19 protein-coding genes are annotated in these 22,311 nt (G+C 70.9%); 7 read left to right on the top strand and 12 right to left on the bottom strand.

The window, feature by feature from the left end; genetic code table 11:
• Position 1: 1 nt before the first annotated feature.
• A complete protein-coding gene (locus JOD54_RS22360) occupies positions 2 to 796 on the top strand; it encodes a maleate cis-trans isomerase family protein (protein WP_204452800.1) in 795 nt (264 codons plus the stop codon).
• On the opposite strand, the gene JOD54_RS22355 is transcribed toward JOD54_RS22360, so the two are convergent.
• Positions 786 to 2,174 (bottom strand): pentapeptide repeat-containing protein, encoded by a 1,389-nt coding sequence (locus JOD54_RS22355; protein WP_204452799.1) that lies wholly within the window; start codon positions 2,172 to 2,174, stop codon positions 786 to 788. The two genes, JOD54_RS22360 and JOD54_RS22355, sit on opposite strands and share 11 nt — an antisense overlap.
• Before the next feature lie 301 nt (positions 2,175 to 2,475).
• Positions 2,476 to 3,093 (bottom strand): SMI1/KNR4 family protein, encoded by a 618-nt coding sequence (locus tag JOD54_RS22350; RefSeq protein WP_204452798.1) that lies wholly within the window; start codon positions 3,091 to 3,093, stop codon positions 2,476 to 2,478.
• Positions 3,094 to 3,269: 176 nt separating this feature from the next.
• Here JOD54_RS22350 and JOD54_RS22345 point away from each other — a divergent pair, with 176 nt between their 5' ends.
• Positions 3,270 to 4,502 carry an MFS transporter gene (locus JOD54_RS22345; protein ID WP_204452796.1) on the top strand — a complete coding sequence of 411 codons (1,233 nt, stop codon included), beginning with the start codon at positions 3,270 to 3,272 and terminating at the stop codon, positions 4,500 to 4,502.
• On the opposite strand, the gene JOD54_RS22340 is transcribed toward JOD54_RS22345, so the two are convergent.
• Positions 4,499 to 5,335: an SDR family oxidoreductase gene (locus JOD54_RS22340; RefSeq protein ID WP_204452795.1), complete on the bottom strand. Its 837-nt coding sequence runs from the start codon at positions 5,333 to 5,335 to the stop codon at positions 4,499 to 4,501. The two genes, JOD54_RS22345 and JOD54_RS22340, sit on opposite strands and share 4 nt — an antisense overlap.
• Positions 5,336 to 5,371: 36 nt before the next feature.
• On the opposite strand from JOD54_RS22340, the gene JOD54_RS22335 reads away from it, so the two are divergent.
• The gene (locus tag JOD54_RS22335) at positions 5,372 to 5,788 is read left to right on the top strand and encodes a CoA-binding protein (RefSeq protein ID WP_204452793.1); all 417 of its coding nucleotides are present in this window, start codon (positions 5,372 to 5,374) and stop codon (positions 5,786 to 5,788) included.
• Between the two features lie 9 nt (positions 5,789 to 5,797).
• On the opposite strand, the gene JOD54_RS22330 is transcribed toward JOD54_RS22335, so the two are convergent.
• From JOD54_RS22330 to JOD54_RS22305, 6 genes are all read right to left on the bottom strand, one after another.
• On the bottom strand, positions 5,798 to 6,070 hold the full coding sequence (locus JOD54_RS22330) for a hypothetical protein (protein WP_204452791.1): 273 nt from the start codon (positions 6,068 to 6,070) through the stop codon (positions 5,798 to 5,800).
• Between the two features lie 121 nt (positions 6,071 to 6,191).
• Positions 6,192 to 8,267 carry a hypothetical protein gene (locus JOD54_RS22325; RefSeq protein WP_204452790.1) on the bottom strand — a complete coding sequence of 692 codons (2,076 nt, stop codon included), beginning with the start codon at positions 8,265 to 8,267 and terminating at the stop codon, positions 6,192 to 6,194.
• Positions 8,268 to 8,339: 72 nt separating this feature from the next.
• A complete protein-coding gene (locus JOD54_RS22320; RefSeq protein WP_239573471.1) occupies positions 8,340 to 9,233 on the bottom strand; it encodes a proteasome assembly chaperone family protein in 894 nt (297 codons plus the stop codon).
• A 32-nt stretch (positions 9,234 to 9,265) separates the two neighbouring features.
• Positions 9,266 to 9,862 carry a helix-turn-helix domain-containing protein gene (locus tag JOD54_RS22315; protein ID WP_204452788.1) on the bottom strand — a complete coding sequence of 199 codons (597 nt, stop codon included), beginning with the start codon at positions 9,860 to 9,862 and terminating at the stop codon, positions 9,266 to 9,268.
• A gap of 119 nt (positions 9,863 to 9,981) precedes the next feature.
• The gene (locus tag JOD54_RS22310) at positions 9,982 to 11,232 is read right to left on the bottom strand and encodes a hypothetical protein (RefSeq protein WP_204452786.1); all 1,251 of its coding nucleotides are present in this window, start codon (positions 11,230 to 11,232) and stop codon (positions 9,982 to 9,984) included.
• A gap of 155 nt (positions 11,233 to 11,387) precedes the next feature.
• Positions 11,388 to 13,388 carry a hypothetical protein gene (locus JOD54_RS22305; RefSeq protein WP_204452783.1) on the bottom strand — a complete coding sequence of 667 codons (2,001 nt, stop codon included), beginning with the start codon at positions 13,386 to 13,388 and terminating at the stop codon, positions 11,388 to 11,390.
• A gap of 166 nt (positions 13,389 to 13,554) precedes the next feature.
• Here JOD54_RS22305 and JOD54_RS22300 point away from each other — a divergent pair, with 166 nt between their 5' ends.
• The gene (locus tag JOD54_RS22300) at positions 13,555 to 13,926 is read left to right on the top strand and encodes a PLDc N-terminal domain-containing protein (RefSeq protein WP_204456455.1); all 372 of its coding nucleotides are present in this window, start codon (positions 13,555 to 13,557) and stop codon (positions 13,924 to 13,926) included.
• A 19-nt stretch (positions 13,927 to 13,945) separates the two neighbouring features.
• Here the strand turns inward: JOD54_RS22300 and JOD54_RS22295 are convergent, their stop codons facing one another.
• The gene (locus JOD54_RS22295) at positions 13,946 to 14,566 is read right to left on the bottom strand and encodes a hypothetical protein (RefSeq protein ID WP_204452781.1); all 621 of its coding nucleotides are present in this window, start codon (positions 14,564 to 14,566) and stop codon (positions 13,946 to 13,948) included.
• Positions 14,567 to 14,748: 182 nt separating this feature from the next.
• Between JOD54_RS22295 and JOD54_RS22290 the strand changes: the two genes are divergently transcribed.
• Both JOD54_RS22290 and JOD54_RS22285 read left to right on the top strand, forming a co-directional pair.
• Positions 14,749 to 16,806, top strand: coding sequence for an ATP-binding protein (locus tag JOD54_RS22290; RefSeq protein WP_204452779.1), 2,058 nt, complete (start codon positions 14,749 to 14,751; stop codon positions 16,804 to 16,806).
• Between the two features lie 516 nt (positions 16,807 to 17,322).
• Complete coding sequence (locus tag JOD54_RS22285) at positions 17,323 to 18,537, top strand: PP2C family protein-serine/threonine phosphatase (RefSeq protein WP_204452777.1); 1,215 nt, start codon at positions 17,323 to 17,325, stop codon at positions 18,535 to 18,537.
• A 672-nt stretch (positions 18,538 to 19,209) separates the two neighbouring features.
• Here JOD54_RS22285 and JOD54_RS22280 read toward each other — a convergent pair.
• Together JOD54_RS22280 and JOD54_RS22275 are read right to left on the bottom strand one after the other, a co-directional pair.
• The gene (locus JOD54_RS22280; protein WP_239573468.1) at positions 19,210 to 21,279 is read right to left on the bottom strand and encodes a sensor histidine kinase; all 2,070 of its coding nucleotides are present in this window, start codon (positions 21,277 to 21,279) and stop codon (positions 19,210 to 19,212) included.
• Complete coding sequence (locus JOD54_RS22275; RefSeq protein WP_204452775.1) at positions 21,276 to 21,662, bottom strand: response regulator transcription factor; 387 nt, start codon at positions 21,660 to 21,662, stop codon at positions 21,276 to 21,278. Before JOD54_RS22275 ends, JOD54_RS22280 begins: the two co-directional genes overlap by 4 nt.
• Before the next feature lie 289 nt (positions 21,663 to 21,951).
• Here JOD54_RS22275 and JOD54_RS22270 point away from each other — a divergent pair, with 289 nt between their 5' ends.
• Positions 21,952 to 22,236, top strand: coding sequence for a hypothetical protein (locus JOD54_RS22270; RefSeq protein WP_204452773.1), 285 nt, complete (start codon positions 21,952 to 21,954; stop codon positions 22,234 to 22,236).
• The last annotated feature ends 75 nt before the right edge of the window (positions 22,237 to 22,311 follow it).

The raw sequence follows: 22,311 nt of genomic DNA, 5'->3' as shown, positions 1-22,311 counted from the left end.
CATGCGGTCGGACCGGTGGGGCTGGCGAGCGGCGATCGGGGTCCTGGTCATCGACAAGGACCCGGTGGCGGAGTCGGAGTTCTGGTCGATGGCGCCCACGGGGGTGTCCATCGTGGCGGCCCGGTTCGAGAGCCCGCGCAAACCGGGCACATCGGACTACGGTGACGACCCGGCCGAGCTGGTCGCGTCCTCACCGGACGTAGCGCGCGGACTGGAGTTCTTCGGCGGGATGCAGCTGGACGCGATCTGCGTCTGCTTCACCACGTCGAGCCTGTTCGGCGGGCCCGCGTTCGACGTGTCGTTCGCGGCCAGGGCGAGCGCGGCCGCGGGCGGGACGCCGGTGGTGACCGCGGCCCAATCCTCGGCCGCCGCCCTCGCCGCGGTCGGGGTGTCCCGGCCGTACGTGGTGGTGCCGCCGTGGTTCAAGGACGAGATCGTCGAGGTGGGCCGGTCGTACTTCACCGAGGCCGGGCACCCGCCGGTCGACATCCAGCGGTTCCGGATGGGCCGGGGCTGGGACGCGTTGAAGCCGTGGGAGACCTGGGACGCGGGCGCGCAGTGGGAGGTGCGCCCGGCGGACGTCTACCGCCAGGTGCGGGCCGACTTCCCGTCGTCGGCGGACGGGATCCTGTTGGCGGGCAACGGGTTCCGGTGCGCGGACGCGGTGGCTTCGCTTGAGGCAGACCTGGGCGTGCCGGTGGTGACGTCCAACCAGGCGTGCCTGTGGCACAGCCTGCGCACGGCGGGCACCGCGACGGGTGACGTGAGTGGGTACGGGCGGCTGTTCAGCGCTTGACCCGCGCGCGGATGGCCAGAGCGGCCAGAGCGAGCAGCAGCGGTCCGGTGAGCCGGGCAGAGGTGACCGTCCACATCCCGACGGCCGTCAACTTCTGCCCGGCATCCCGGAACGCCACCGCACCGGTCGCCAGTTGCAAGGCCTTCTCCGCACGGGACAGGGTCCACCGCTGCGCTGGTAGGGCGGTCGACTGCTCGGCGACGGTGAGTGCCGTTGTCGGCTGGACTGTGCCGGTGATGCGCTGCGGTTCGGATGTGGGGATTCCCCAGCCGACAAGCAAAATCGTCACTGTCGCGATCAGCAGGAGCAACGCGGCGAAGGCTCGTGAGGCGCGCTGACCGTAGCCGGAGAGGGCCCAGTAGGCGGTGAGGATCCACCGCTCGGGCCGGGTCGTGGTGGTCGCGTGGCGGCGGGCTTCCATTTCACCGTAGTAGAAGTCGCCCGCGCCTGCCTCGTTCTTGCCATCCTCGAAGGCTTTGCGCAGCGAGCGGTAGAGGGCGGCCAGCCGGTCGGCGCGGATCACGCTGGTCTGCTCGCCCAGCGGGTGCTCAGCCGTCCAGTTCTTGCTCCGACCGCGGGCGCGCCAGAAGTGCTCCTCCGCCAACACCGCCCGGCTGGCCCGCCCGCGGCGGGGTGGGGGCACGTTGAGCGGGCACCGGCCCTCCATCTGCAACTGGTCGAGCCTGCGGGCACCGGCGAACTGGCACCACCGCAGGTCAACATCGGTGAGCACCAGGTTGCCGACGTCGCTGTCGCGCACGGATACCAGCAACGGGTTCCAGGCCGTGTCCAGGTCCTCCCGCCCCTGCCGCCGCAACCACCCCTTCACGGTGTCGTTGTGGGCAGCCACCGGCCCCGTCCGATGCGCGACGAACGGCCGGTCACCACCGGAGATGGAACTCGACACCCCGAAGTTCGCACCCTCCAACCCCAGCACGGCATACCGCAACCGGAAGATCGCCGTATCCTCGAACCGCACCCGCCGCGCCTGCACCAGTGAGGTCTCGGCGACGACCTCCACGTGCCCGTCGAACTGAGCCCCTTCGAGATCAACCTGGTCGGCGACGAGCGGTCCCAGCCAGGCGACCTTGCCGAAACTCGCCCCGGTGAAACTGGCCTTGGCGGCGAAGACGGTGCCTGAGTAGACAGCGTTGTCCTGAAAGTGCGACCCGCCGAACATGGCATCGGCCTCAAACCGGGCGCCCTCGAACGAGGCCAGCCCCTCGAACCGGCAGTCGAGGAAACTGGCGTGCCCCTGGAAGATCGCGCCACTGAAGTCCGCGCGACCGAATACGACCCGGTCGAACACGATGTCGGTTTCGAAGACGGCCTCGCGCAGCGAGACATCATGCTGGCGACGCGCCAGTTCCCCGGTCAAAACGCGTGCTCCCGCATCGTGTATCTGCGTGCCGCCCAGCTCGAGCAACCTCGACGGAGTGCGAAGTACTTGCTCCCGCGTGTCGACATCGACGTGGTATAGGCACCACCCCGTTTCACCGAGCTGGGCACCACGGCAGTCTTCATCCCAATCGCAGATCGGCCAGTCGGGAGCGGCAGTGGGTAGGTCGGACACAGTCACGACAGGTCAATCGGTGACGGTGGCGTCCGCGTAACCGATCACGAGAGTCGAGGGTGGTTACGCGGCCAGGTGGAGCTGACGGCGATGGGGCCCGCCTGCCTCAGTATCGCCGCCGCCACATCATTCGCGCTGCCGGATCTCTCCCGGCAGGGCGCATGCCGGTGTGAAGTGCGGTCAAGCTTTCGATGACCCACACGTCGTAGAAGGTGAGGAAGTCCAGGCCGGGGACGCAGTCGAAGTCCAGGCCGAGGTGTACCACCCTGCCGCGGTGTTGGCCTGCGGTGACCAGGACTATCTCATCGCCGCAGCCGTAGGTGATGATGGGGAGGCAGCCGTCTGGGTCGGTTTCGCGATCTTCGTCGAGCCAGAAGGTGTCTGCCTCGGTCCAGGGGAAGGGACGGGCGCATGCCGGGCTCGCGGCCTCAAGCAGTTCGTCGAACGGCCTGATCCCGTAGTACGGCCCGGCGCCGGTGCCAAGCCACTTCAGGAACAGGCGGAACTCGTCGGGCAGCCGCACCCCCATCGCCTTCTCCAGGGCGCGTATCTGCTTGCGCTGCAGTGGCTGGCGCTGAAACCTGTGGTGAGAGGCACCGAACGTCTCGTAGCCGTCCAGGTGGCTGCCGTAGACGGACTTGCCCGGTTGGGGGCGGTCGCGGTCGCGCAGTACGGACAGGCGGGTGGCGATGTCGACCAGCCGACGCCGCAGGGTCCAGTACACCGTTCCTCCCCAGTTGTCGAGGTCACAGTAGTGACCGCGCGGCGGCACTTCACCCGGTTTTCCAGGCCACTGTGGACAGATCCGGTCGTTCGGCGTGGCCCGACCGGATCAGGCAGGGTGGAGAGCTCCGCCACGAAACCGCTCACCAGGCCCCGCCACGCAGGAAAGTACACACCGTGACCAGCGCAACCCCAGCCGCCGCGGCATCGCCGCACGCCAGAGCCCAGCGACGCGTCCTGACCGTCTTGGTCGTCGCCCAGATACTCAGCGGCGCGGGGCTCGCCGCGGGGGTCACCGTCGGGGCCCTGCTCGCCCAGGAGATGCTCGGGTCGACCGACCTCGCGGGCCTGCCCAGCACGCTGGCCACAGCCGGGTCCGCGCTGGCGTCGATCTCCATCGGTCGCCTCTCGCACGCGCGCGGCCGCCGCCCTGGGCTGGCCGCCGGGTACCTCACCGGGGCCATCGGCAGCGCGGGGGTGATCGCCGCGGCGGCGCTGGACAACCCGGTGCTGCTGTTCGTCGCCCTGTTCGTCTACGGCGCGGGCACCGCGACCAACATGCAGGCCCGGTACGCCGGGGCCGACCTCGCCGACCCCGCGCACCGGGCCCGGGCGGTCTCCACTGTCCTCGTCGCCACCACGCTCGGCGGTGTCGCGGGCCCCAACCTGGCCGCGCCGACCGGGCACCTCGCGCAGGCGGTCGGCTTGCCCGAGCTGGCTGGGGTGTTCATGCTCTCCGGCCTCGCCTACGCGCTGGCCGCTCTGGTGCTCGCCGTCTGGTTGCGCCCCGATCCGCTGGTTCTCGCCCGGGCCGAGGACTTGCCCCAGGCTGCCCAGCCGGTCACCGAGGCGACCCCGCGCTACCGCTCCGGTCCGCTGCCAGGCGCCTTGATCATGGTGCTCACGCAGCTGGTGATGGTCGCGATCATGACGATGACCCCGGTGCACATGAGCCACCACGGCCACGGCACCGCCGCCGCGGGCCTGGTCATCGCCATCCACATCGGCGCGATGTACCTGCCCTCCCCGTTGACCGGCTGGCTCGTCGACCGCTACGGCCGCATCACCCTCGCGATCGGCGCAGGTGCCACCCTGCTTGCCTCGGGCATCATCGCCGCGACCGCTCCCGGGGACTCTGTCGCCCTCTTAGCCCTGTCATTGGCCTTACTCGGACTCGGCTGGAACTTCGGGTTGGTCTCAGGGACCGCCATCATCACCGACGCAGTGCCCCTTGCGACCCGCGCCAAGACCCAGGGCTCTATAGACGTCTCCGTCGCGATCGCGGGTGCGACCGGCGGGCTCGCCTCAGGCGTTGTGGTGGGTACCGCCGGTTACCCGGTCCTCGCTCTAGCAGGCGGCATCCTCGCGCTGGCCATCTTGCCCGCGGTCGCCGCCATTAAGCCCAATTAGCTCTGGGCGAAGTGCTGCGCGAACTCCGCCGGGGTGTAGGCGCGCCTTCCGCAGTGGACTTCCACCGTGTCCGCGACCGGGATGACGAAGCTGCCATCGGCGACCTTGCCGAGCGCGCCAGCGAGGAAGTCGCCATAGGAGTAAGTAAAGCCTCGCGACTCCAAGAGCGCGATGAACTCCGCGGGCTCCACCGGGATGTAGCGGAAGGGACGGTCAAGAGCGTCCTGCAGGGCCTCTGCGACCACGTGGTGGCTCACCGATTCCGGGCCGGTTACGGGAAGAGGACCGGTGGGGCCGTCGGGTGCCATAGCGGCCACGGCGACGGCAGCGATGTCGCGGGTGTCGACGAACGGGAACGGGGCCTCGCCTGCGGGAAGGCGTAGTTCACCGGTCTCGAGCATGCCGCGGAAGGAGCCGACGGTGAAGTTGTCGAGGAACCACGTGGGCCGGATCAGCGCCGCTGCCACGTCCAGCGACAGCAGTGTCTGTTCGGCGACCTTGGTGGGGTCATCGTCGGGTGCGTGGTCGACGTCGATGGTCGACAACAGGGCGATGCGCGGCACTCCCGCGGCCACAGCTGCCCGGATGACGTCGGGGGCCCTCTCCGGCGCGCCCGCGTGGTTGAACGGGATGACGACATAGGCGGCGTCGGCACCGGCGAAGGCGGGCTGCCAGGTCGACTCGTCGTCCCAGTCGAACGGGGTGAACTCGCCGGACTCCGCCGGGCGCCTGCCCGCGGCGCGGACCCGCCAGCCCTGTTCAGCGGCCTGGGCCAGCACGTGGCGGCCTGTCTTGCCTGTCGCGCCGAGGACGGTCACCACATGATCACTCACGGCGGGCGACGGTACCAGTTGTGAGAGGCTGGGGGCATGAGCACCGCCGACCCCGTCGACATCGAGTGGATCCTCGCGCACTGCGACACCTGGGCGATCATCGGTCTTGCCGACAACCCGGCTCGTCCGGCGCACGGGGTGGCCCGGTTCCTGCAGCGGCACGGCAAGCGCATCGTGCCGGTGCACCCGAAGGCGGAGGCGGTGTGGGGGGAGCAGGGGTACCGGTCGCTGGCCGACATCCCGTTCGCGGTCGACTGCGTTGACGTGTTCCGCAGGTCGGAGGACGCGGGGGCGTTCGCGGACGAGGCGATCACGATCGGCGCGAAGGCCGTCTGGTTCCAACTGGAGGTCTTCGACTCGGCCGCTGGTCAGCGCGCGGTCGACGCCGGAATGCGGTTCGTGCAGGACCGGTGCCCGGCCATCGAGTGGGCCGCGTACGGTCCGAAGGCTTAGCCGGGCGTACTAGGCGGCCATCGGCAGGTCGAGCACGTCGGCGCCCGCAGTGGTCAGCCGGACCTTGGCGAGCCTGCCGCCGCCGACCGACGGGTGGATCTGGGCCAGGCCGCGGCGCAGCAGGGCCTCGAGCGACTCGGACTCCCACTGCGGGACGGTGCCCGCGGCGCTGCCGTCGTTGTCGGACCAGCGGAACCCGCTAGGGCCGCCCCAGAGGCCGTTGTGGAACAGGATCGCGTTGTCGGCCACATCCCGCAGAGTCGACATCTCGTTCTCGGTCATCGGGGGCTCCTTCGCGTTGGCGCTGCTCGGGTGATGGAGCAATCGTCAACCCACGGGTGGGCCCTTGTCCCGGTGCGCACCGGCTTAGCCCTCGGTCCGCACCTGTCACGCAACTGTTGGTTCAGAGCCCCTTGCGCAGTGCGGCGACGATCGCGACGTCGTCGGCGATGGTGTCGCTGGCGGTGGGCACCCGGTGGTCGCCGTTGAGCAGGGGCGAGAGCCGCTCGGCGGCGCTTTCGCGGGCGTCCGGGCACGCGGCCAGGATCTCGCCGATGACGGGGGCGATGCGGGCGGCGCTGTGCTCGGGGATGGCGTCGAACAGCAGCTCCACGGCGGTGTCGACGGCGTCCTGCTGGTCGATCTCGCCGAGGACGACGAGCTCGCGGGTCGCGACGGCCATGGACACCAGGTCCACCCCTGACCAGGTCTCGCGGCCGTTCTCGGCGATGTCGGCGAGCAGTTCGACCAGCTCGGCGCGGTGCTCGGGGTAGCGCTTGGCCAGCTCGACGGCGTCGGCGAGCGGCTTCTCGGCGTCGTCCACGACGGCCCGCACGGTCGGCCAGGCCTGCTCCGGCACCACCTTGGCGGCGGCGAGCTGGGCGAAGCGGCCGGGGAACGAGGTGTTGGCGGTGCCGGTGAGCAGGCGCAGGCAGGTTTCGCGCAGGGCCTCGGACGGGCGGTGGGCCCAGACGTCGATCAGGTCGTCGTCGGCGTTGTCGTCACCGCCGTTGGCTGCCCAGGCCTGCCGGAACGCCGCGTCCAGGTCGGTCGCCGGGTCGATGACCGCCCGTGCCGTGATCGCCCACGCGCCGTCGCCCGCCGGGCCCTCGGTGACCAGCTCGGGGTTCGTGACGGCAATGCGGGCCAACAATTCGCACATCGCCTCCGACAGCCCGTCCAGCGACGGGTCAGCGGCGGCAACAACGTCAGCGCTCGGCGGCAGCGCGGCGAGGACCTCGACCCAGGTCGAGTGCCGCCACGCGGCGAGCGCGGCCTTGGTGACGGTGGTGAGGTCCGCCGCAGCCCAGGCCAGGTCGCGGCGCTCGGCGGGGAAGCCGATCAGGGCGTAGGCGAAGGTGGACCGCGCGGAGCCCAGGTCGACGCTCGGTTCCTCAGCGCTCGCGGTGACGGCCAGAGCGGGGGCCACCCAGCGCGGGTCCTTCGCCGCGAACAGCGTGGCGGCAACGGCAGCCGCGGTCTCTGCGTCGCCACTATCGGCCAACTCTGCCGCAGCATCGCACACCGCCGCGGTTCGGTCGGGGGCGCCGGGCACTACTCGCGCCAATGCCCGCACCACCGGGGCGTCCCGCGGGCTCATCGCGAGCAGCCCGTCCACGGCCTCCGTGGTCGACGTGCGGGAGGCCAGCGCGATCTCGACCCACCCGGCGATCACCACCTCGGTGTCGGCGGAGCCGATCAGGCCCCGCACGACCGGGATGGCCTCCGGCCCGGCGTGGCTGGCCAGGATCGACAGCGAGGCCACCTCCCCGTTGCCCGGGTAGTCCTCGGCCTGCTCCGACCACAACCGCACCACGTGCTCGACCGCGTCAGGGAAGTCCAGCCGCTCCGCGACGGCCGCCCACGCCGCGGCGAAGGTGATCGCGTCATCGCCGCGTTCCAGCACGGTCTCGAAGTCGGCTGCGGTGAACAAACCGTGGCGCATCAACGGTTCCATCAGCGCGACGGAGGCGGCGCTGTCGTCCTCGCGCTCGAACCTGGCGCGCACCAACGGCATCATGACCTCGGCCGACGGGTCGCCGACCAGGTAGGCGGAGAACTGGTAGACCGCCGCCCGCACCTCGGGGTCCTCGTCGTCGAGCAACGGCACGAGCCGGGCGGCCGCGTCGGCCAGGGCCGCCCGCGCGTCCCGGTCGAACTCCTCGATGTCGATGTCCTCCGGCAGGTAGTGCGACGACTCACTCGCCCCCTGCGAGATCGACTCCGCGTACGCGCCCACAAACCACAACGCGCCGTTGCGCCCCGGAGCCTCGGGGTCCAACGCCACATCGACCAGCAGCGGGACCGCGGGCAGGGTCGCCGGGTACACCGTCCCCTGGTGCAGGATCGACGCCGACAGGTTCTCGATCGCGTCTTCCCAGTCCTCACCCCGGAGGGCCTCGATGAACTCGGGCGTGTCCTCGGCGGAACCGTAAGCGTGCTCGAGCTCGGCCCAGTCGACCTCAGGGTGCGCAGTCACGCGCAGAGACTAGCCACTCCGCCAGTCAGGTGACACCCGGGTAGATCATCCCTGTCGGACGATCACCGCCCGTCAGGGGTCGCGCGGGAGCTCGGCGAGGAAGCGTTCGAACTCGGCGCCGAGCTCGTCGGCGCTGGGGACGGGTTCGCCGTCGGGGACCAGGAGGTTCTGGGAGGACTCGGCGTAGGCGTCGTGCTGGCGTTCCAGGGCTTCGACGACCTCGGCGATCTCAGGGGACTCGGCGACCTGGCGGGCGACTTCGGCCTCGGCGAGGCGGGCGGCCTCGCGGAGGGGGTCGGCGCCGATGATCAGGTCGGTCGCGGCGGTGACGGCGGTGAGCAGGCCCACGGCGGCGGGCGGGTAGGTGCTCTGCGCGAGGTAGTGCGGGACGTACGCGGCGAAGCCCATCGCGTCGTGGCCTGCCTGGCCGAGGCGCAGTTCCAGCAGCGCGGAGAGGTTGCCGGGCACCTGGACGCGGCTCAGCGGGAACCGTTCGGTGATCAGCTCGGGGCGGGTGGCGTGGGAGATCACCGTCAGATCACGCGTGTGGGGGACACCCATCGGTATGCCGTGCACGCCGACCGCCAGCCGCACGCCCCAGCGTTCGACCAGGGATCGGACGGCGGCCACGACGGCTTCCCAGCTGCGGTCCGGCTCGGGGCCGGTGAGCAGCAGGAACGGCGTGCCGACCGCGTCGTGCAGCAGGCGCACCGCGAGCTCCGGCGCGTCGAAGTCCAGCCAGCGGTCGGTGTCGTAGGTCATCACCGGGCGCCGGGCCCGGTAGTCGATCAGGTCGTCGACGTCGAAGCGGGCGATCACGCGGTGCTCGTGGGTCTCCAGCAGGTGCTCCACCAGCGTCGACCCGGCCGAACCCGCGTCCATGAAGCCGGTGAAGTGGTGCAGGAGCACGGCGCCGGTCAGCTCCGGGACGTCCGAGTCGACCTCGAACAGCTCTTCCGGGTTCAACGCCCTACCTCCCACGTGGTCCACCACACCTGTCACCCTTGCTCAGCGCGCCGGGGCCGCTCGATATTCCCACCACCGCGCACGTGCGCGCGGGTCCCCTGGGGGCCGAAGAGAACCAGCAGCTCGACCACTCCCCCGTCGGCACTGCCCAGCCAGTGCGGCACCGCCGTGTCGAACTCGGCGGCCTCCCCCGGCGCCAACACCAGATCCCGTTCGCCGACAATCAGCCGCAACTGCCCGTTCAGCACGTACAGCCACTCGGACCCGTCGTGCGTCTGCGGGGTCGGTTCGCGCAGCTCGGCCGGGATGATCATCTTGAACGCCTGCACCCCGCCCGGCCGCCGCGACAGCGGGACGAAGGTCATCCCGAACCGGTGCACCGGCTTGAGGTGGACCCGGGGGTCGCCGGTGCGCGGGGCACCGACCAGGTCGTCGAGCGGGACGTCGTAGGTGCGGGCCAGCGGCAGCAGCAGTTCCAGGGTCGCCCGGCGCTGCCCGCTCTCCAGCCGCGACAGAGTGCTCTCCGAGACCCCGGTGGTCGCCGCGAGGTCGGCCAGGGAGATGCCGCGATCTCGACGCAACGCCCGCAACCGCGGCCCCACCGCATCGAGCACGTCGTCGTGGTCCACCCGGCCATCTTGCCAGAACCGCAAGAACGCGTGCCAAATCGCGGCGGTCGTGGTGACACTCGACGTGTCCAGAGTGGAACGGAGACCCGATGAGCCTGCCGGTGACCCGCCCAAGGCGTTCAGGGGTCCGGGAAGTCGACCCCGAGCACGTCGTTCTCCATCGACTCCCGAGCCGCCACCGGGTTGACCCCCGCCCGAGCCAGTGTGCGGGCCACGGCACCGGTCCTGACACCGAGCAGCACCAACCCCAGCGCGCCCGGCACCACCGGCTCGAACCCCCGCTCACGCGCCGCGTTCAACGCCTCCGCCAGATCCCTGGACGGGACGATCCACTCTCCCGTCTCGAACTCGACCGGCGCGTCGACCTCCGACCGGTCATCCCTTGCCGCGCGCAGAGCCTTCTCCGACGGGTACCCCGCCACCGACCAGAACCGCCCCCACCCATCGGACAACCCGTCCGCCGCCGACAAGCACACCAACACCATCCCGGTCTGAACGGGCCCACGACCGCTCAGCCGCCGCGCCTCCCGCAGCGCGTTGGCCACAGTCTCGGTGACCCGCAACGAGACTCGCTCCGCTGTCGCCACACGTGAGCGGGGCTCGGTCGGCGCGGGTGCGGAGACAGGTACGGCCGCCTCGGGCCGTGGACCGAACTGGGACCGGTAGCCCGATCGCCCCGCACGCCAGGCGACCCACGCGAAGGCCGCCACCATCAAGACCCACGCGGTGGAGATCACGGACTGCGAGACCGGCCACGTCAGCTGGATGACCGAGTCGGCGGGGTAGAAGTCGAGGTGTCCCGACCGCACGTCCGGCCTGGTGGTCTCGTAGACGTAGGCGGAGAACTGGTTGACCCCGTGGTGCCCGAAGTACCCGGCGACCCCGCCCGCTCCAGCCGCGACGACCATGGCCAGCACGCCACCGACGCTGTAGAGCACCAGCGTGGTGGGCGTCTCCTCGAGTATTCCCCATAGCGCACCGACCACCATCGCGCCGATGTAGAGGGTGGTCAACGCGCTCAGGACGTAGGGCCAGGACCAAGCCCAACCCCACTCGCCGATCACCCACCGCGCCCCTTCGACGAAGGACCGCTGACCTTCGGTGGCGTTCGGGCTCTCGGCCAAGGACACGGCGAGCCGACCGACGTACCACTCGCCCGCCTCTCCCAGGCTGACAACAGCGAACGATACGACGTAGACCATGCCCAACATCAGCATCGCGGCGCCGCTGAACTGGGTCGCGATCACCTGCCACGAGTGGGCGGGGATTTCTTCATCGGGGTCGAGCCTGGCCTTCACGACGCGGCTCACCACGATCGCCATACCCGCGAGCACGGCTGCCAGGATGTTCACCAGGACATCGGGAACCACGGTCGCCTCCCCATCGAGTGGTAGCCAGTGTCGAGGGGGCACGGTTGCTGGGGAACGACGGGAACACGTCAGAAAGTGGTCAATCGTGGTGGCGCCCGCTGCCGCGCTCGGAGGGCGGCAGCGGGCGCGCGGGAACTAGTGGCGCGACCCAGCCACTAGTCGATGGACATGGAGCCGAAGCCGGTGGTGACCGGGAGGATCAGGTCGTCTAGCTCAGAGCGGCCGCCTTGGCCCGCGGCGGCGGGGGTGAGCAGGTAGCCGGTGCCGGTGGCGGGGTCGCCGCTGCCGTCGTCGAGGGCGTTGTGGATCACGCTGTCGGGGGTGGCGGCCAGGGTCACGGAGTTGAACCCGACGCCTGCCGGGGTGGGGCTGTGGGGTTCGGCGGCGGCCTCGACGAGCAGGCCCGCGTTGGTGTCGGCGAAGGCCTCGACCCCGGTCAGGGTGATGTCGAAGTCCACCAGCCGCAGGCCGTTGCCGCTCCACTCCTGCCACTTCTCCAGGAAGCTCGACCAGTCGGTGTTGACCCACAGGCCGTAGCCGCCCGAGCCCGCCCGGTACACACCGGAATAGCGACGTTGGCCGTTCACCTCGGTGATGTCCAGGTCCACCAACCGAAGTCCGGCGCCGCTCCACTCCTTCCACTTGGCCACGAAGCTGTCCCAGTCGGCCAGCGCCCACAAGCCGTAGCCGCCGGTGCCCGCGTTGAAGACCCCCGAGTACCTCAGCTGCCCGTTGACCGAGGTCACCGTCAGGTCGTCGAGCCGCAGCCCGGCCGCGCTCCACTCCTGCCACTTGGCCACGAAGTTGGACCACTCGGCGTTGACCCACAAGCCGTAGCCGCCCGAGCCCTCGCGGAACACCCCGGAGTACTTCAGCTTCCCGTCGACCTCGGTGATGTCGAGGTCTACCAACCGCAGACCCTGCGCGCTCCAGTCCTTCCACTTCGCGACGAAGTTGTCCCAGTCCACCAGTGCCCACAGCCCGTGCCCGCCCGCACCTGCCGAGAACACCCCCGAGTAGCGCAGGTTGCCGCCGGGCTTGCTGATCTCCAGTTCGTCCAGCCGCAGACCCTGCGCGCTCCACTCCTGCCACTTGGCGGTGAAGTGCGACCAGTCGGCGTTGACCCACAACCCGTGCCCGCCGGTCCCCGCGGTGAACACGCCGGAATACCGTTGCCCCTGCGGGAAACCCAGGTGCCACGGGGTGTGCGGGCACATCGCCCACGTGTTGGCCTTCATGATGCACGGCTCGCCGCCGCCGGTCGCGCACGTCTCGCAGTTGGCGTTGGGCTTGCCCCACGGACCCCACGACCCGCCGCAGTCGCAGCCGCTGGAGGCGTACTCGTCTGGGGCTCCAAAGATGTGGCCGGTCTCGTGGGCGAACACCCGGTCGATGTTGTCCACGCCCCAGCCGTCGTTGCTGTACTGCATGACCAGCCGCGGGCCGCCGATCGAGGCGTAGGCGAAGTGGCGGACCGGGTACTTGGTGAAGAACGCGACGTAGGCCCAGTTGGTGTTCTTGGTGTCGCGCAACTTCTCCGCGTACTCGGCGGCGGTGCCGAACCCGATCGCCCTGAGCGCCGGGTCGCGCCACAGCGGTTCCTTCTCGCCGTCGTCGGCCTTCGGGTCGGGCTGCGCGCTGATCGACGGCGTGCGCACGTCGTAGACCCACGTGACACCACCCGGGCTGCTCTGCGCACCCAACCAGCTCAGGCCGTTCTGCACCTCGGCGACGACCTTGGTGCGCTCGGCGGCGGTGAACTGCAGGTCGGCGGTCGGACCGTTGACGATCACGATGCCGACCGCGACCCGGCCGGTCAGCCGCGCCGACAGCGCGGCACCGGCGTCGCCGTCGGCTAAGGACTCGACCGCGCCTTCCCCGTCCGGCGCGTCCGGGGCGTCGCCGTCACCCCAGTTGGCCCCGTCCAGCGGCCGCTGGGCCTTAGCCTCGGCGTATTCGTCGGACTCGCGCAACCGCAGCGCGGCGAGCCCGATCGAGGCGACCTCGCCAAGGCCGTCCTCGTCGATCTCCAGGGCGGCGACCGCGCCGTCGGGTACCGCCGCCACCACCAGTTCGTCGTACTCGTGCGCGACCGCGTGCGTCGCCCCGTCCGCCCGCGCCACCAGTTGTTCGTTGAGGTTGATGTCTCCAGCCATGCACTCGACTCCCTTGTTCTCGCCCCACCACCCCCGCGCGCGTCAGGATCGCCCTGAACACCGGCCCCGGTCCTGCCCCTTTGGCCGTCGGCGAAGGCGGTGTTCGGCGGGCGCGCGGGGTGGCCCTAAGATGTCGAGCGGTCGTTTCTACTTGGGGGTAGCAGACGTGTACTACTTCGGTGGTGTGTTCGGGCTGGCCATGCTGGCCCTGTGGATCTTCTGCCTGGTCGACGTGATCACCACGCCCGACGGGCTCCCGCGCAACCTGCCGAAGTTCGGCTGGCTGCTGATCGTGCTGGTCCTGCCTCTGGTCGGGTCCCTGCTGTGGCTGATCGCGGGCCGCCCGGAGGGGCACCGGTCCTACCGCTCCCAGCACCCGTCGGCGTACGAGCGCACCCAGCCACGGTTCCCGGAGTACGACAGGCCCGGCCGATTCGCCGCGACCGACGCGGCGGCCGACAAGGAGTTCCTGCGCCGCTGCCGGGAACGCGCCGAGCAGCAGCGCCGCGCGGCCCGCGGTGACGCGGCGGGGTCCTGATCGTCAGCTGTTCCGGGGTTCAGAAGGGGAACTGCGCGTACATCTCGCCGTCGAACCGGTGCGCGGCGTGCTCGCGCATCCGCCGACCGTAGACGGGATCCTGGGCGAGTCCGGTGTAGCCGGGGCCGGGAACGGTCAGGAACCCGGCCGTGTGGGCGAGGTAGACGTCGAACCCGGGGTACACCAGCCCCAGGAACGGCAGGTCGTCGAGGTCCAGCGCCAGCACCGGGTACTCCCCCGTCGAATCCGGTTCGCCGACGGCGAGCAGCCTGCGGGAGTCCGACCCGCCCGGCAGCAGGTAGCACTCCGGGAACCGGTCGTTGAGGACGGCGAAGTCCTCGGCCCACGGCTCGCTGAGCTCCTCGGCCACCAACCGGTCCAGCGGGCGGGGCGCGAAGTCGCCGTCCGGGGTGAACCAGCCGTACCGGGCCAGCAGGCCGGTGTCGAAGGCGAGCCAGGCCCGCAGGCTCGGCGGCAGCGGGCGTCCGGACGGGAACGCCAACCCGGCCAGGACGTCCTCAGGCACCGGCCGCGGCGAACCGACGACCCACGGCACCGGGGCGTAGTCGAACAGCGACCGCGTCGGATTGGCCCGCACCGAATCGATGACCCGCGCCGTGAGCGCCACCCCGTGATCCACACCGGAAAACTAGCACCAACGGTCAGATCAGTCCACAAAGGACTACTCGACGGGAGCTCGGCAAAGGAAGCGGACCGCCGACTCCGCTGAGTGGCCGATTCGATCACCCAGGGGGATGCTGTGCCGGACGGTGGCGGGCCCGCGACCGACCAGGCACGAGGATCACGGTTTGGGGTGTTGGCGTGGCCGGTGCGATCGACGGTGCGGTGCTGACGGGGCAGCAGCGGCTCGCCGCGGTGCGACGGGTGGAGTTGGCCATCCCCGCGCACTCGGTGCCCGCCGACTGGATCGCCCGGTTGGCCGCCCAAGCCGTCGGCGCCCCGATGGGCATGCTGACCCTGGTGGGCGGCGACGACGTCCACTTCGCGGGGTGCTACGGCCTCGCCGAACCGCTCACGTCCACGCGCAAGGCACCGCTGACCGAGTCGTTGTGCCCGGTGGTGGTCAGCCTCGACGGCCCGCTGGTGGTCCAGGACGCGACTGGGTCTTGCGACTACGCCGACTTCCTGTCCGTGCGGCGCGGCGCGATGCGCGCCTACCTGGGGGTGCCGCTGCGCGACCGCGACGGCCGGACCCTCGGCGCGCTCGCGGTCGCCGACGCGCGGGAACGGCGGTGGAGCGACGACGAGCTGATCGCTTTGATGCGGACCGCCGAACTCGCGGCCCCGCTGCTGGCCGCGGCCGAGAACCCCGGGTCACCGGGCAACTTCCTGCACGCCGTGCTCGACAACATGCACAGCCCGGTCGCCGCCTGCGACGCGCTGGGCACCCTGATCATGATGAACCAGGCCATGCACCAGGCCATCGCCCTACCCGACGACGGCCGCCAGGTGGACATCTACAACCTCGGCGCAGCACTGCACTCCGGCGACGGCGTGCGGCTCGCCCCCGGCGAGACCCCGCTGGCCAGGGCACTGACCGGGCAGGCGGTCCAAGACGTCGACGTGATCATCAAGCCGCCCGGGGCGCCCGCGCGCACCTACCTGGCCAACGCGACCGCGATCAGCGACGACAACGGCCGGGTGACCGGGGCGGTCGTGGTGCTCAACGAGGTGACCCGGCAGCGGCGCGCCGAGCGGTTCCGGGCGTGCGAGCTGCGGGTGGCCGAGGCGCTCGGGTCGGCGAGGTCCCTGGTGGACGTCGGCCCGGAGCTCGCGGAGGCTGTGGCCGCAGCGCTCGCGTGGCCGTACGCGCAGCTGTGGCTGGTGGATCCGGTCACCGACAAACTGCACCTCGCCGGGCAGTGGGCGGCGACCGGACTGTCCCCCGACGCGTCGCTGACCGGTCCGGTCTTGCGCGGCCACGGCATCACCGGCGCGGTGTGGGCGGACGAGAGACCCTTGTGGGTCCCCAGTGTTCGCGACCCGCGGCACCCCCAACTGAGCGCGGCGCTGGCGGTCCCGGTGCACGGCAGCGGCGTGGTCGGGGTGCTGACCTGCTTCGCCGACACACACGAACAGGACAGGGCGGACCTGATCGACGCGGTGCAAACGGTCAGCGACCAGATCGGCCGGTTCGCCACCCGCAGGCACACCGCCGACCTGAGCGCGCAACTCGACCGCACCCGCGACGACTTCATCACCCTCGTCGGCCACCAACTGCGGACCCCGCTGACCTCGATCCTCGCCTACTCCGAACTACTGCTCGACGCCCCGACCGACGAGCACACACCCCGGATGCTGGAGGTCGTGCACCGCAACGCGAGCACGCTCACCGCGGTCGTCGACGACCTGCTGGACCTGGCGGCGCTGCAGAGCGGCCACGCCACGCTGTGCCTGAGCGAGGTGGACCTGCCCGGACTCGTCACCACCGCCACCAACGCGGCCAGACCGGCGGCCGAAGCCAGACAGCTGCGGATCGACCTCGACCTGCCGGACGAACTGGTCCTCGAAGCCGACCCGCACCGCCTCCGCCAGGTCCTCGACAACCTCGTCTCCAACGCGGTGAAGTACAGCCGGGACGGGGGTACTGTGGCGATCCGGCTGACCCGCCACCCGGACGCCGCGGAGCTCAGCGTGGCCGATACGGGTATCGGTATTCCTGCTGAGGAGCGGGACAGGCTGTTCACGCGGTTCTTCCGGGCGGGCAATGTGCGGCACGGGCTGATTCCGGGTACGGGGCTGGGGCTGGTGATCACGCGCACCATTACCGCTGCCCACCATGGGCGCATCACGCTGACGCATCACGATCCTGGGATTACTGCGACGGTGAGGTTGCCGTTGCGTCAGCCGGAGCGGTGATCGGCTCGCCTGCGGCATCGGGTCTTCGGCTCGCCTTCGGCATTGCGCTGGATCGTGGTGGGTGGGGTGTGCTCGATGGGGCGAACTTGGTTTGCGCGGGGCCCCTGCGCCAGCCGTGGCAGGACCGCAAAGCAGGGGCCGAAAAGCATGGCCCTGTCCGCGCAGCAACGCTACGACTGCCGCCACCCCACGCAAAACAAGTCCGCCCCATCGAGCATCTGGGTGGGCGGCTTCCGAGTGTCCAGTGGTTGGGTTGGGTGGTCGGAGTCGGGTGGTTGGGGTGGCGGGGCTGGCTCGGTGGGCTGGGTTTGGGTGAGCTGACTCGGGGGCTGGGTTGGCGCCACTACGCCCGAAGACCGATGCCGCGACACCGAAGCTGCGAGCACCGCAGGGACGGCACTCTGTAGCCGCAGCCCCCTCATGTTGCGCCACCCGCGCGGCCTCCCGCTGATCCGACCGCGTGGCGTGGGGATCCGTGGCGCGTCAAGTGGGGGGTTGGCGGTTAGGCTGCGCGTCGTGTCCGCGACCGCCAATGCCACTGATCGTCTGCGCGTGCTCGAAGCGATCACCGACGTCGAGTTGCGGCACATGGAGTTGGACGAGTCGTTGTTGGCGTTGTTGGGCAAGGTGTGCGCGCTGTTCGAGGTGGATACGGCCACGATCCTGCTCTACGACGCCACTACGCAGCGGTTGGGCGTGCGGGCGACGGTGGGGATCGAGGAGGAGATCCGGCGGGGGGTGACCGTTGATCTCGGGGCCGGGTTCTCCGGGCGGATCGCGGCGACCAGGCGGCCGCTGGTGCTCGACCGGGTGGACCAGACCACGGTGTCCAGTGCGGCGTTGTGGCGCAAGGGGCTGCGGGCGCTGCTGGGCGTGCCGATCCTGGTGCGCGACGAGCTGATCGGGGTGTTGCACGTCGGTTCGTTGACCGAGCGGGCGTTCACCGAGGCGGACACGCACCTGCTGCTGCTGGTCGCCGACCGGGTCGCGCTGGCGATCCAGGCGGAGACGACCAGCGCCGAGCGGGCGGCGACGACGGCGTTGCAGCGGAGTCTGCTGCCGACGCGCTTTCCCGTGGTGGACGGGTTGTGCTTCGACGCCCGCTACGTCCCCGGCGCGGTCGCCGGGTTGGGCGGGGACTGGTACGACGTGTTCGTGTTGCCCAGTGGCCGGGTCGGCGTGGTGATCGGTGACGTCGCCGGGCACGGGTTGGCGGCGGCGGTCGTGATGGGCAGGTTGCGCAGCGCGTTGCGCGCCTATGCCCTGGAGAACGACAGCCCAGCTCAGGTCCTGACCAAGCTCAACGGCAAGGTGTCGCACTTCGAGCGCACCAGCATGGCCACCGTCGCCTACGCCGTGATCGACCTGACCGACCGCACCGTCACCGTCTCCTCCGCCGGGCACCCACCACCGGTCCTGGCCGCCCCCGGCCACCCGAGCATCCTGGCCCCCATCACCCCCGACCCGCCAGTAGGCCTGGGTCTGCACACCGGCCGCCCCCGCCGCGACACAGTCCTGAACCTCCCCAACGGCGCCGTCCTGGCCTTCTACACCGACGGCCTCGTCGAACGCCGGGGCCACGCCCTAGACCCATACCTCGACCGACTGACCGAGGCGGTAACCCCGGAAAGCCCAGCGGTGGTGTGCGGCCGAGTAATGGACACCCTCGTCGAACCCGAACCAACCCAGGACGACATCGCCCTCCTGGTGGCCCGTTTCCTGGCGCCCTAACGCCCCGGCACCTGCGAGGCATCGCCCACATGCTGCACCGATGGTGGCGGGCAACGTCGGTGTGAACCGGGCCCTCCGGATGGCTTGTCGGCCGCGATGATGCGCCGCCGGGGCGATGCTGGTCGCGCGGTTCTCGGCGCACTAACGGCTTGGACCCCGGGTGCATCGCCTACCTTGCACGATGTCGTGGCCAGCGGCGGGCAGCGCGAGAGCGAACCGGTCGGGCGGCTTGCCGCGGCGATCGTGACGCCGAGGCCACATCACGCGACTGGTCGGGCAATCTCGGGCATCCACGCCGCCCGGCGCCTGAGGCTGCGCCCGCGCCGCACCGGCGGCGCCTGGTCGAAGTCGAGCACGCGCTGGCCAGCATGGTGTTCGTCTGCAGGCCGCCGACGGCCACCCCGACCGGCCGCTACCTGGGCTGCGTGCACATCCAACGGCACCGGGCGCGGTGAACCATCACCCGACCAGGACTGTCCGGCGGCGGTGATGGGCCCGCGATTGCGGAGGCATTGGCGGCTCAACGGCCCGGCGCCTGGGCGGCATCGCCCGCGCGTCACGGGGGGCGCGGGATCGAGGGCGGTGGGCAAGGCGGTGACGAACCGGAGCCTGCAAGCAGGGTCGCCGCTGCCGGGATGGTGCCGCCATGGCTAGCTGGCGACCTCAACCACTTCAGCGGCCCGGTACCTGGGAGGCATCGCCTGCGCGTTGCGCCGGGGGTGCGTAGTCGAGGTCGAGTGCTGCGGGCAAGGTGAGCGTGAATCGCGATCCGCCCGCCGGGTTGTCGGCCGCGGTGATGGTGCCGCCGTGGCGTTCGACGATGCGTTTGCAGATGGCCAGGCCCAGGCCGGTGCCGGTGTAGCCGGTGTCGACGTGGGCTCGGTGGAAGGAGCCGAAGATGCGTTCGTGTTGCCCTGCGGGGATGCCGATGCCGTTGTCGGTGACGGATAGGGTCACCTCGCCGCCGCGGCGGGTTGTGGTGAGGGTGATCTCGGGGACGACGTCCGGGGCTGTGTACTTGATGGCGTTGCCGATGAGGTTGTCGAGCAGTTGGCGCAGCAGGACCCGGTCGGCCTGCAGTGGCTCCAGGGCGCCGTAGCCGAACAGCGGCACCGGTTCGACGGCGGCCACGGCGGCGTCGGTGCGGGCGGCGGCGATGTCGGCGACCACGGCGGTGAGGTCGACCGCAACCGGCGCGATCGAGCCGTCGCGGGCGGTCGTGTACGCGAGGAGGTCGTTGATCAGCCCGCGCATCCGGCTCGACGCGCGCAGGACGCGGACCAGCGCGGAGCGGGCCTGCTCGACGGCCGGGGCGGTCGGGGCGTCGCGCAGTGCTTCGTGGGCGGCGTCGCTCCAGCCGTCGACGGCGCTGAGCGGGTTGAGCAGGTCGTGCGCGACGACGCCCGCGAAGGAGGCCAGCTCGTCGCGTTGGCGGCGCTCGGCGGTGACGTCGTGGTAGACCAGTACGGCGCTGCGGCCGCCGTCGGGTTCGGGTACCGCGGTGGCCCTGACCTGCACGACCCGGCCGTCGGGGACGCCGTCGTTGCGGACGAGCAGGTCCAGGTCGTCGACCGACTCGCCCGCGAGTACCCGCAGGTACGGCAGTTCCTCGGCTGACAGCGGAGTCCCGTCCAGGTGGAACACGCCGTAGTGCGCGCTGTTGAGCGCGACCTCGCCGGGGCTGATCCGGCCGCCGAGCAGGTGGACCGCGGCGGGGTTGCGCAGGCTCACCCGGCCCGTCGAGTCGACGACCGACACGCCGTCGGCCATGGAGTCGATGATGGCGCGGGTCAGCTGCGCCCGGCGCGCGGCCTGTTCCTTCTCCTCTGCCAGTTCGGCGAGCAGCTGTTCCCGTTCGTCGCGGCCCAGGGCCAGCGCGAGGCCGACCACGACGACGATGACCACGAACAGCTGCACCAGCAGCGCGCGACCGGCGTGCGCGGGGACCACGGCGAACGGGCCTTGGCCGTGCAGAGTGAACAGGACGGCGATAGTGGCGACGGCACCGGTGTGCAGCGCGACGTAGGTGGTCGACAGGCGGGACGCGGCCCAGACGGTGAGCGAGATCAGCGTCGCCGCCACCGGCAGGCTCTCGTCCCGGCCGAACGCGACGACGTAGGCCAGCACCGAGCAGACCGACACGGCGAGGTACTCGACCTTGCGCCAGGTGCTGGGCGCCGCGGAGCGGGTGCTGCGCACGGCGACCCTGGCCAGGCACAGGCCGATGATGCCGACGAGCAGCACGCCCGCGATGTTGCGGGCCATCCACACCGCGGTGGTGATCACCGAGTAGCGGCCGGTGATCAACCACATCGCCGTCGGCCCCACCGCGGCGCCGGTCGCGGCGGCGGCGAAGGCCCCGACCAGCATCACCCACAGGTCTCGCAGGCGCCGGAGGCCGCCTGCCGGGCCTAGGGTCCACAGGTCCGGCCGCCAGCGCACGACGAGGGCGACGAACACCCAGACCTGCAGGAGGTTGGACACCACGAACACGGCAGCCTGCGCGAAGGTTGCCCCGGTGGCGGTGTTGACGAACACGGTGATCACGGCCAGCGAGAGCACGTCGACCCACATGGCGGGCGACTCGCGTTGGGCGCAGAACCACAGCACCGCCACACCGGCCGCGGGCCATACGAGGCTCAGGCTCGTGGCGTCCAGCACGGTCATCCGCCCGGCCACCGTCGCCAAGACGAACAGCGCGGCGAAGCCCGCGGTGCGCGCCAGCGATGCGGCCACTGTCATCGTCTGCCGCCCGGGAGCGCGGCCCGGCCGCCGAGCAGGCGCCGGACCACCGCTCGGAGTTCACCGCCGCTGGAGGGCTTGGGCACGTACACCGCGCCCGCCGCGCGGACCCTGGCCATGTCGGCGCTGGACCAGAGCACGGTCAGCGCGATGGCGGGCAGGTCGACATCGCGTTGGCGGAGCAGGCCGAGCAACGCGATCCCGTCCATGCCCGGCATCAGGACGTCGAACACCAGCAGGTGCGGCAGGCCACCGGAGTCGACCTCGCCCATGGCCAGTGCGCCGCTGCCTACGTCGACGATGTCGTGGCCGTCGACGCGCAGCCAGCCGACGACCAGGTCGCGCACGTCCGCGTCGTCGTCGACCACCAACAGCCGGGCCACCCGAATCCTCCTGCCTCCCCCGCTCCCCACTCTGGTCTACCCAACCGTCCGGCGCAGCGCAGCCCGATTGACACGATCGTGTGTCCCCCGTGTGGCGAAGTCGGCGCGAAATCCCCAGTCCTGGTGACATTGCGCGACCTCCTCCGGTCGCGACTGTCCACTGAGGTCGTTCGGGTGCGGGCCGGGTGCGACCCGAGAGCGAGGCGGTTGCCCGCGCTGCTCCGCGGCCGCCGGGCGGTCAACGATGGCATCAACGGCAGCACCGACCCGAATGACCAGAGGAGTCCCGGTGACCAACGACGACATGATGACCACCCTGTTCGACGTCGCCACCAACGCCGTGCTGCGCGCGGGCTCGTGGGCCAACTCCCCCACCTTCGTCTGGACCCACTTCGACGGCACCCCCGGCGACCACGTCGCCCCCTGGCAGGCCGCCACCCTCGTCACCCTGCTGCGCCGCGGCCTCATCGCCGTCGACCCGCAGGATGACCCGACCCGCTACGCCGCCGTCCGCCTGACCGACCGGGGCGTTGCGATGCTCTACAGCACCGCCGAGCTCCCGCTGGCCGCGTAGTCCCACCCGCCGATCGGGTGATGCGCAGCGGAACCGGCCGTGTGCTGTACCGCGCGGCCTAGGGTGGAGGGGGCC

Source organism: Actinokineospora baliensis (assembly GCF_016907695.1).
Classification (GTDB): Bacteria; Actinomycetota; Actinomycetes; order Mycobacteriales; family Pseudonocardiaceae; genus Actinokineospora; species Actinokineospora baliensis.
This window is presented reverse-complemented; position numbering and strand designations above follow the sequence as displayed.

What these genes read in the sequence shown, in the direction of transcription:
- JOD54_RS22305 (WP_204452783.1), bottom strand. Translation starts at nt 13,388, where the DNA reads ATGGCTGGAGACATCAACCTCAACGAACAACTGGTGGCGCGGGCGGAC.
- JOD54_RS22360 (WP_204452800.1), top strand. Translation starts at nt 2, where the DNA reads ATGCGGTCGGACCGGTGGGGCTGGCGAGCGGCGATCGGGGTCCTGGTC.
- JOD54_RS22330 (WP_204452791.1), bottom strand. Translation starts at nt 6,070, where the DNA reads ATGACCGAGAACGAGATGTCGACTCTGCGGGATGTGGCCGACAACGCG.
- JOD54_RS22280 (WP_239573468.1), bottom strand. Translation starts at nt 21,279, where the DNA reads ATGACAGTGGCCGCATCGCTGGCGCGCACCGCGGGCTTCGCCGCGCTG.
- JOD54_RS22335 (WP_204452793.1), top strand. Translation starts at nt 5,372, where the DNA reads ATGAGCACCGCCGACCCCGTCGACATCGAGTGGATCCTCGCGCACTGC.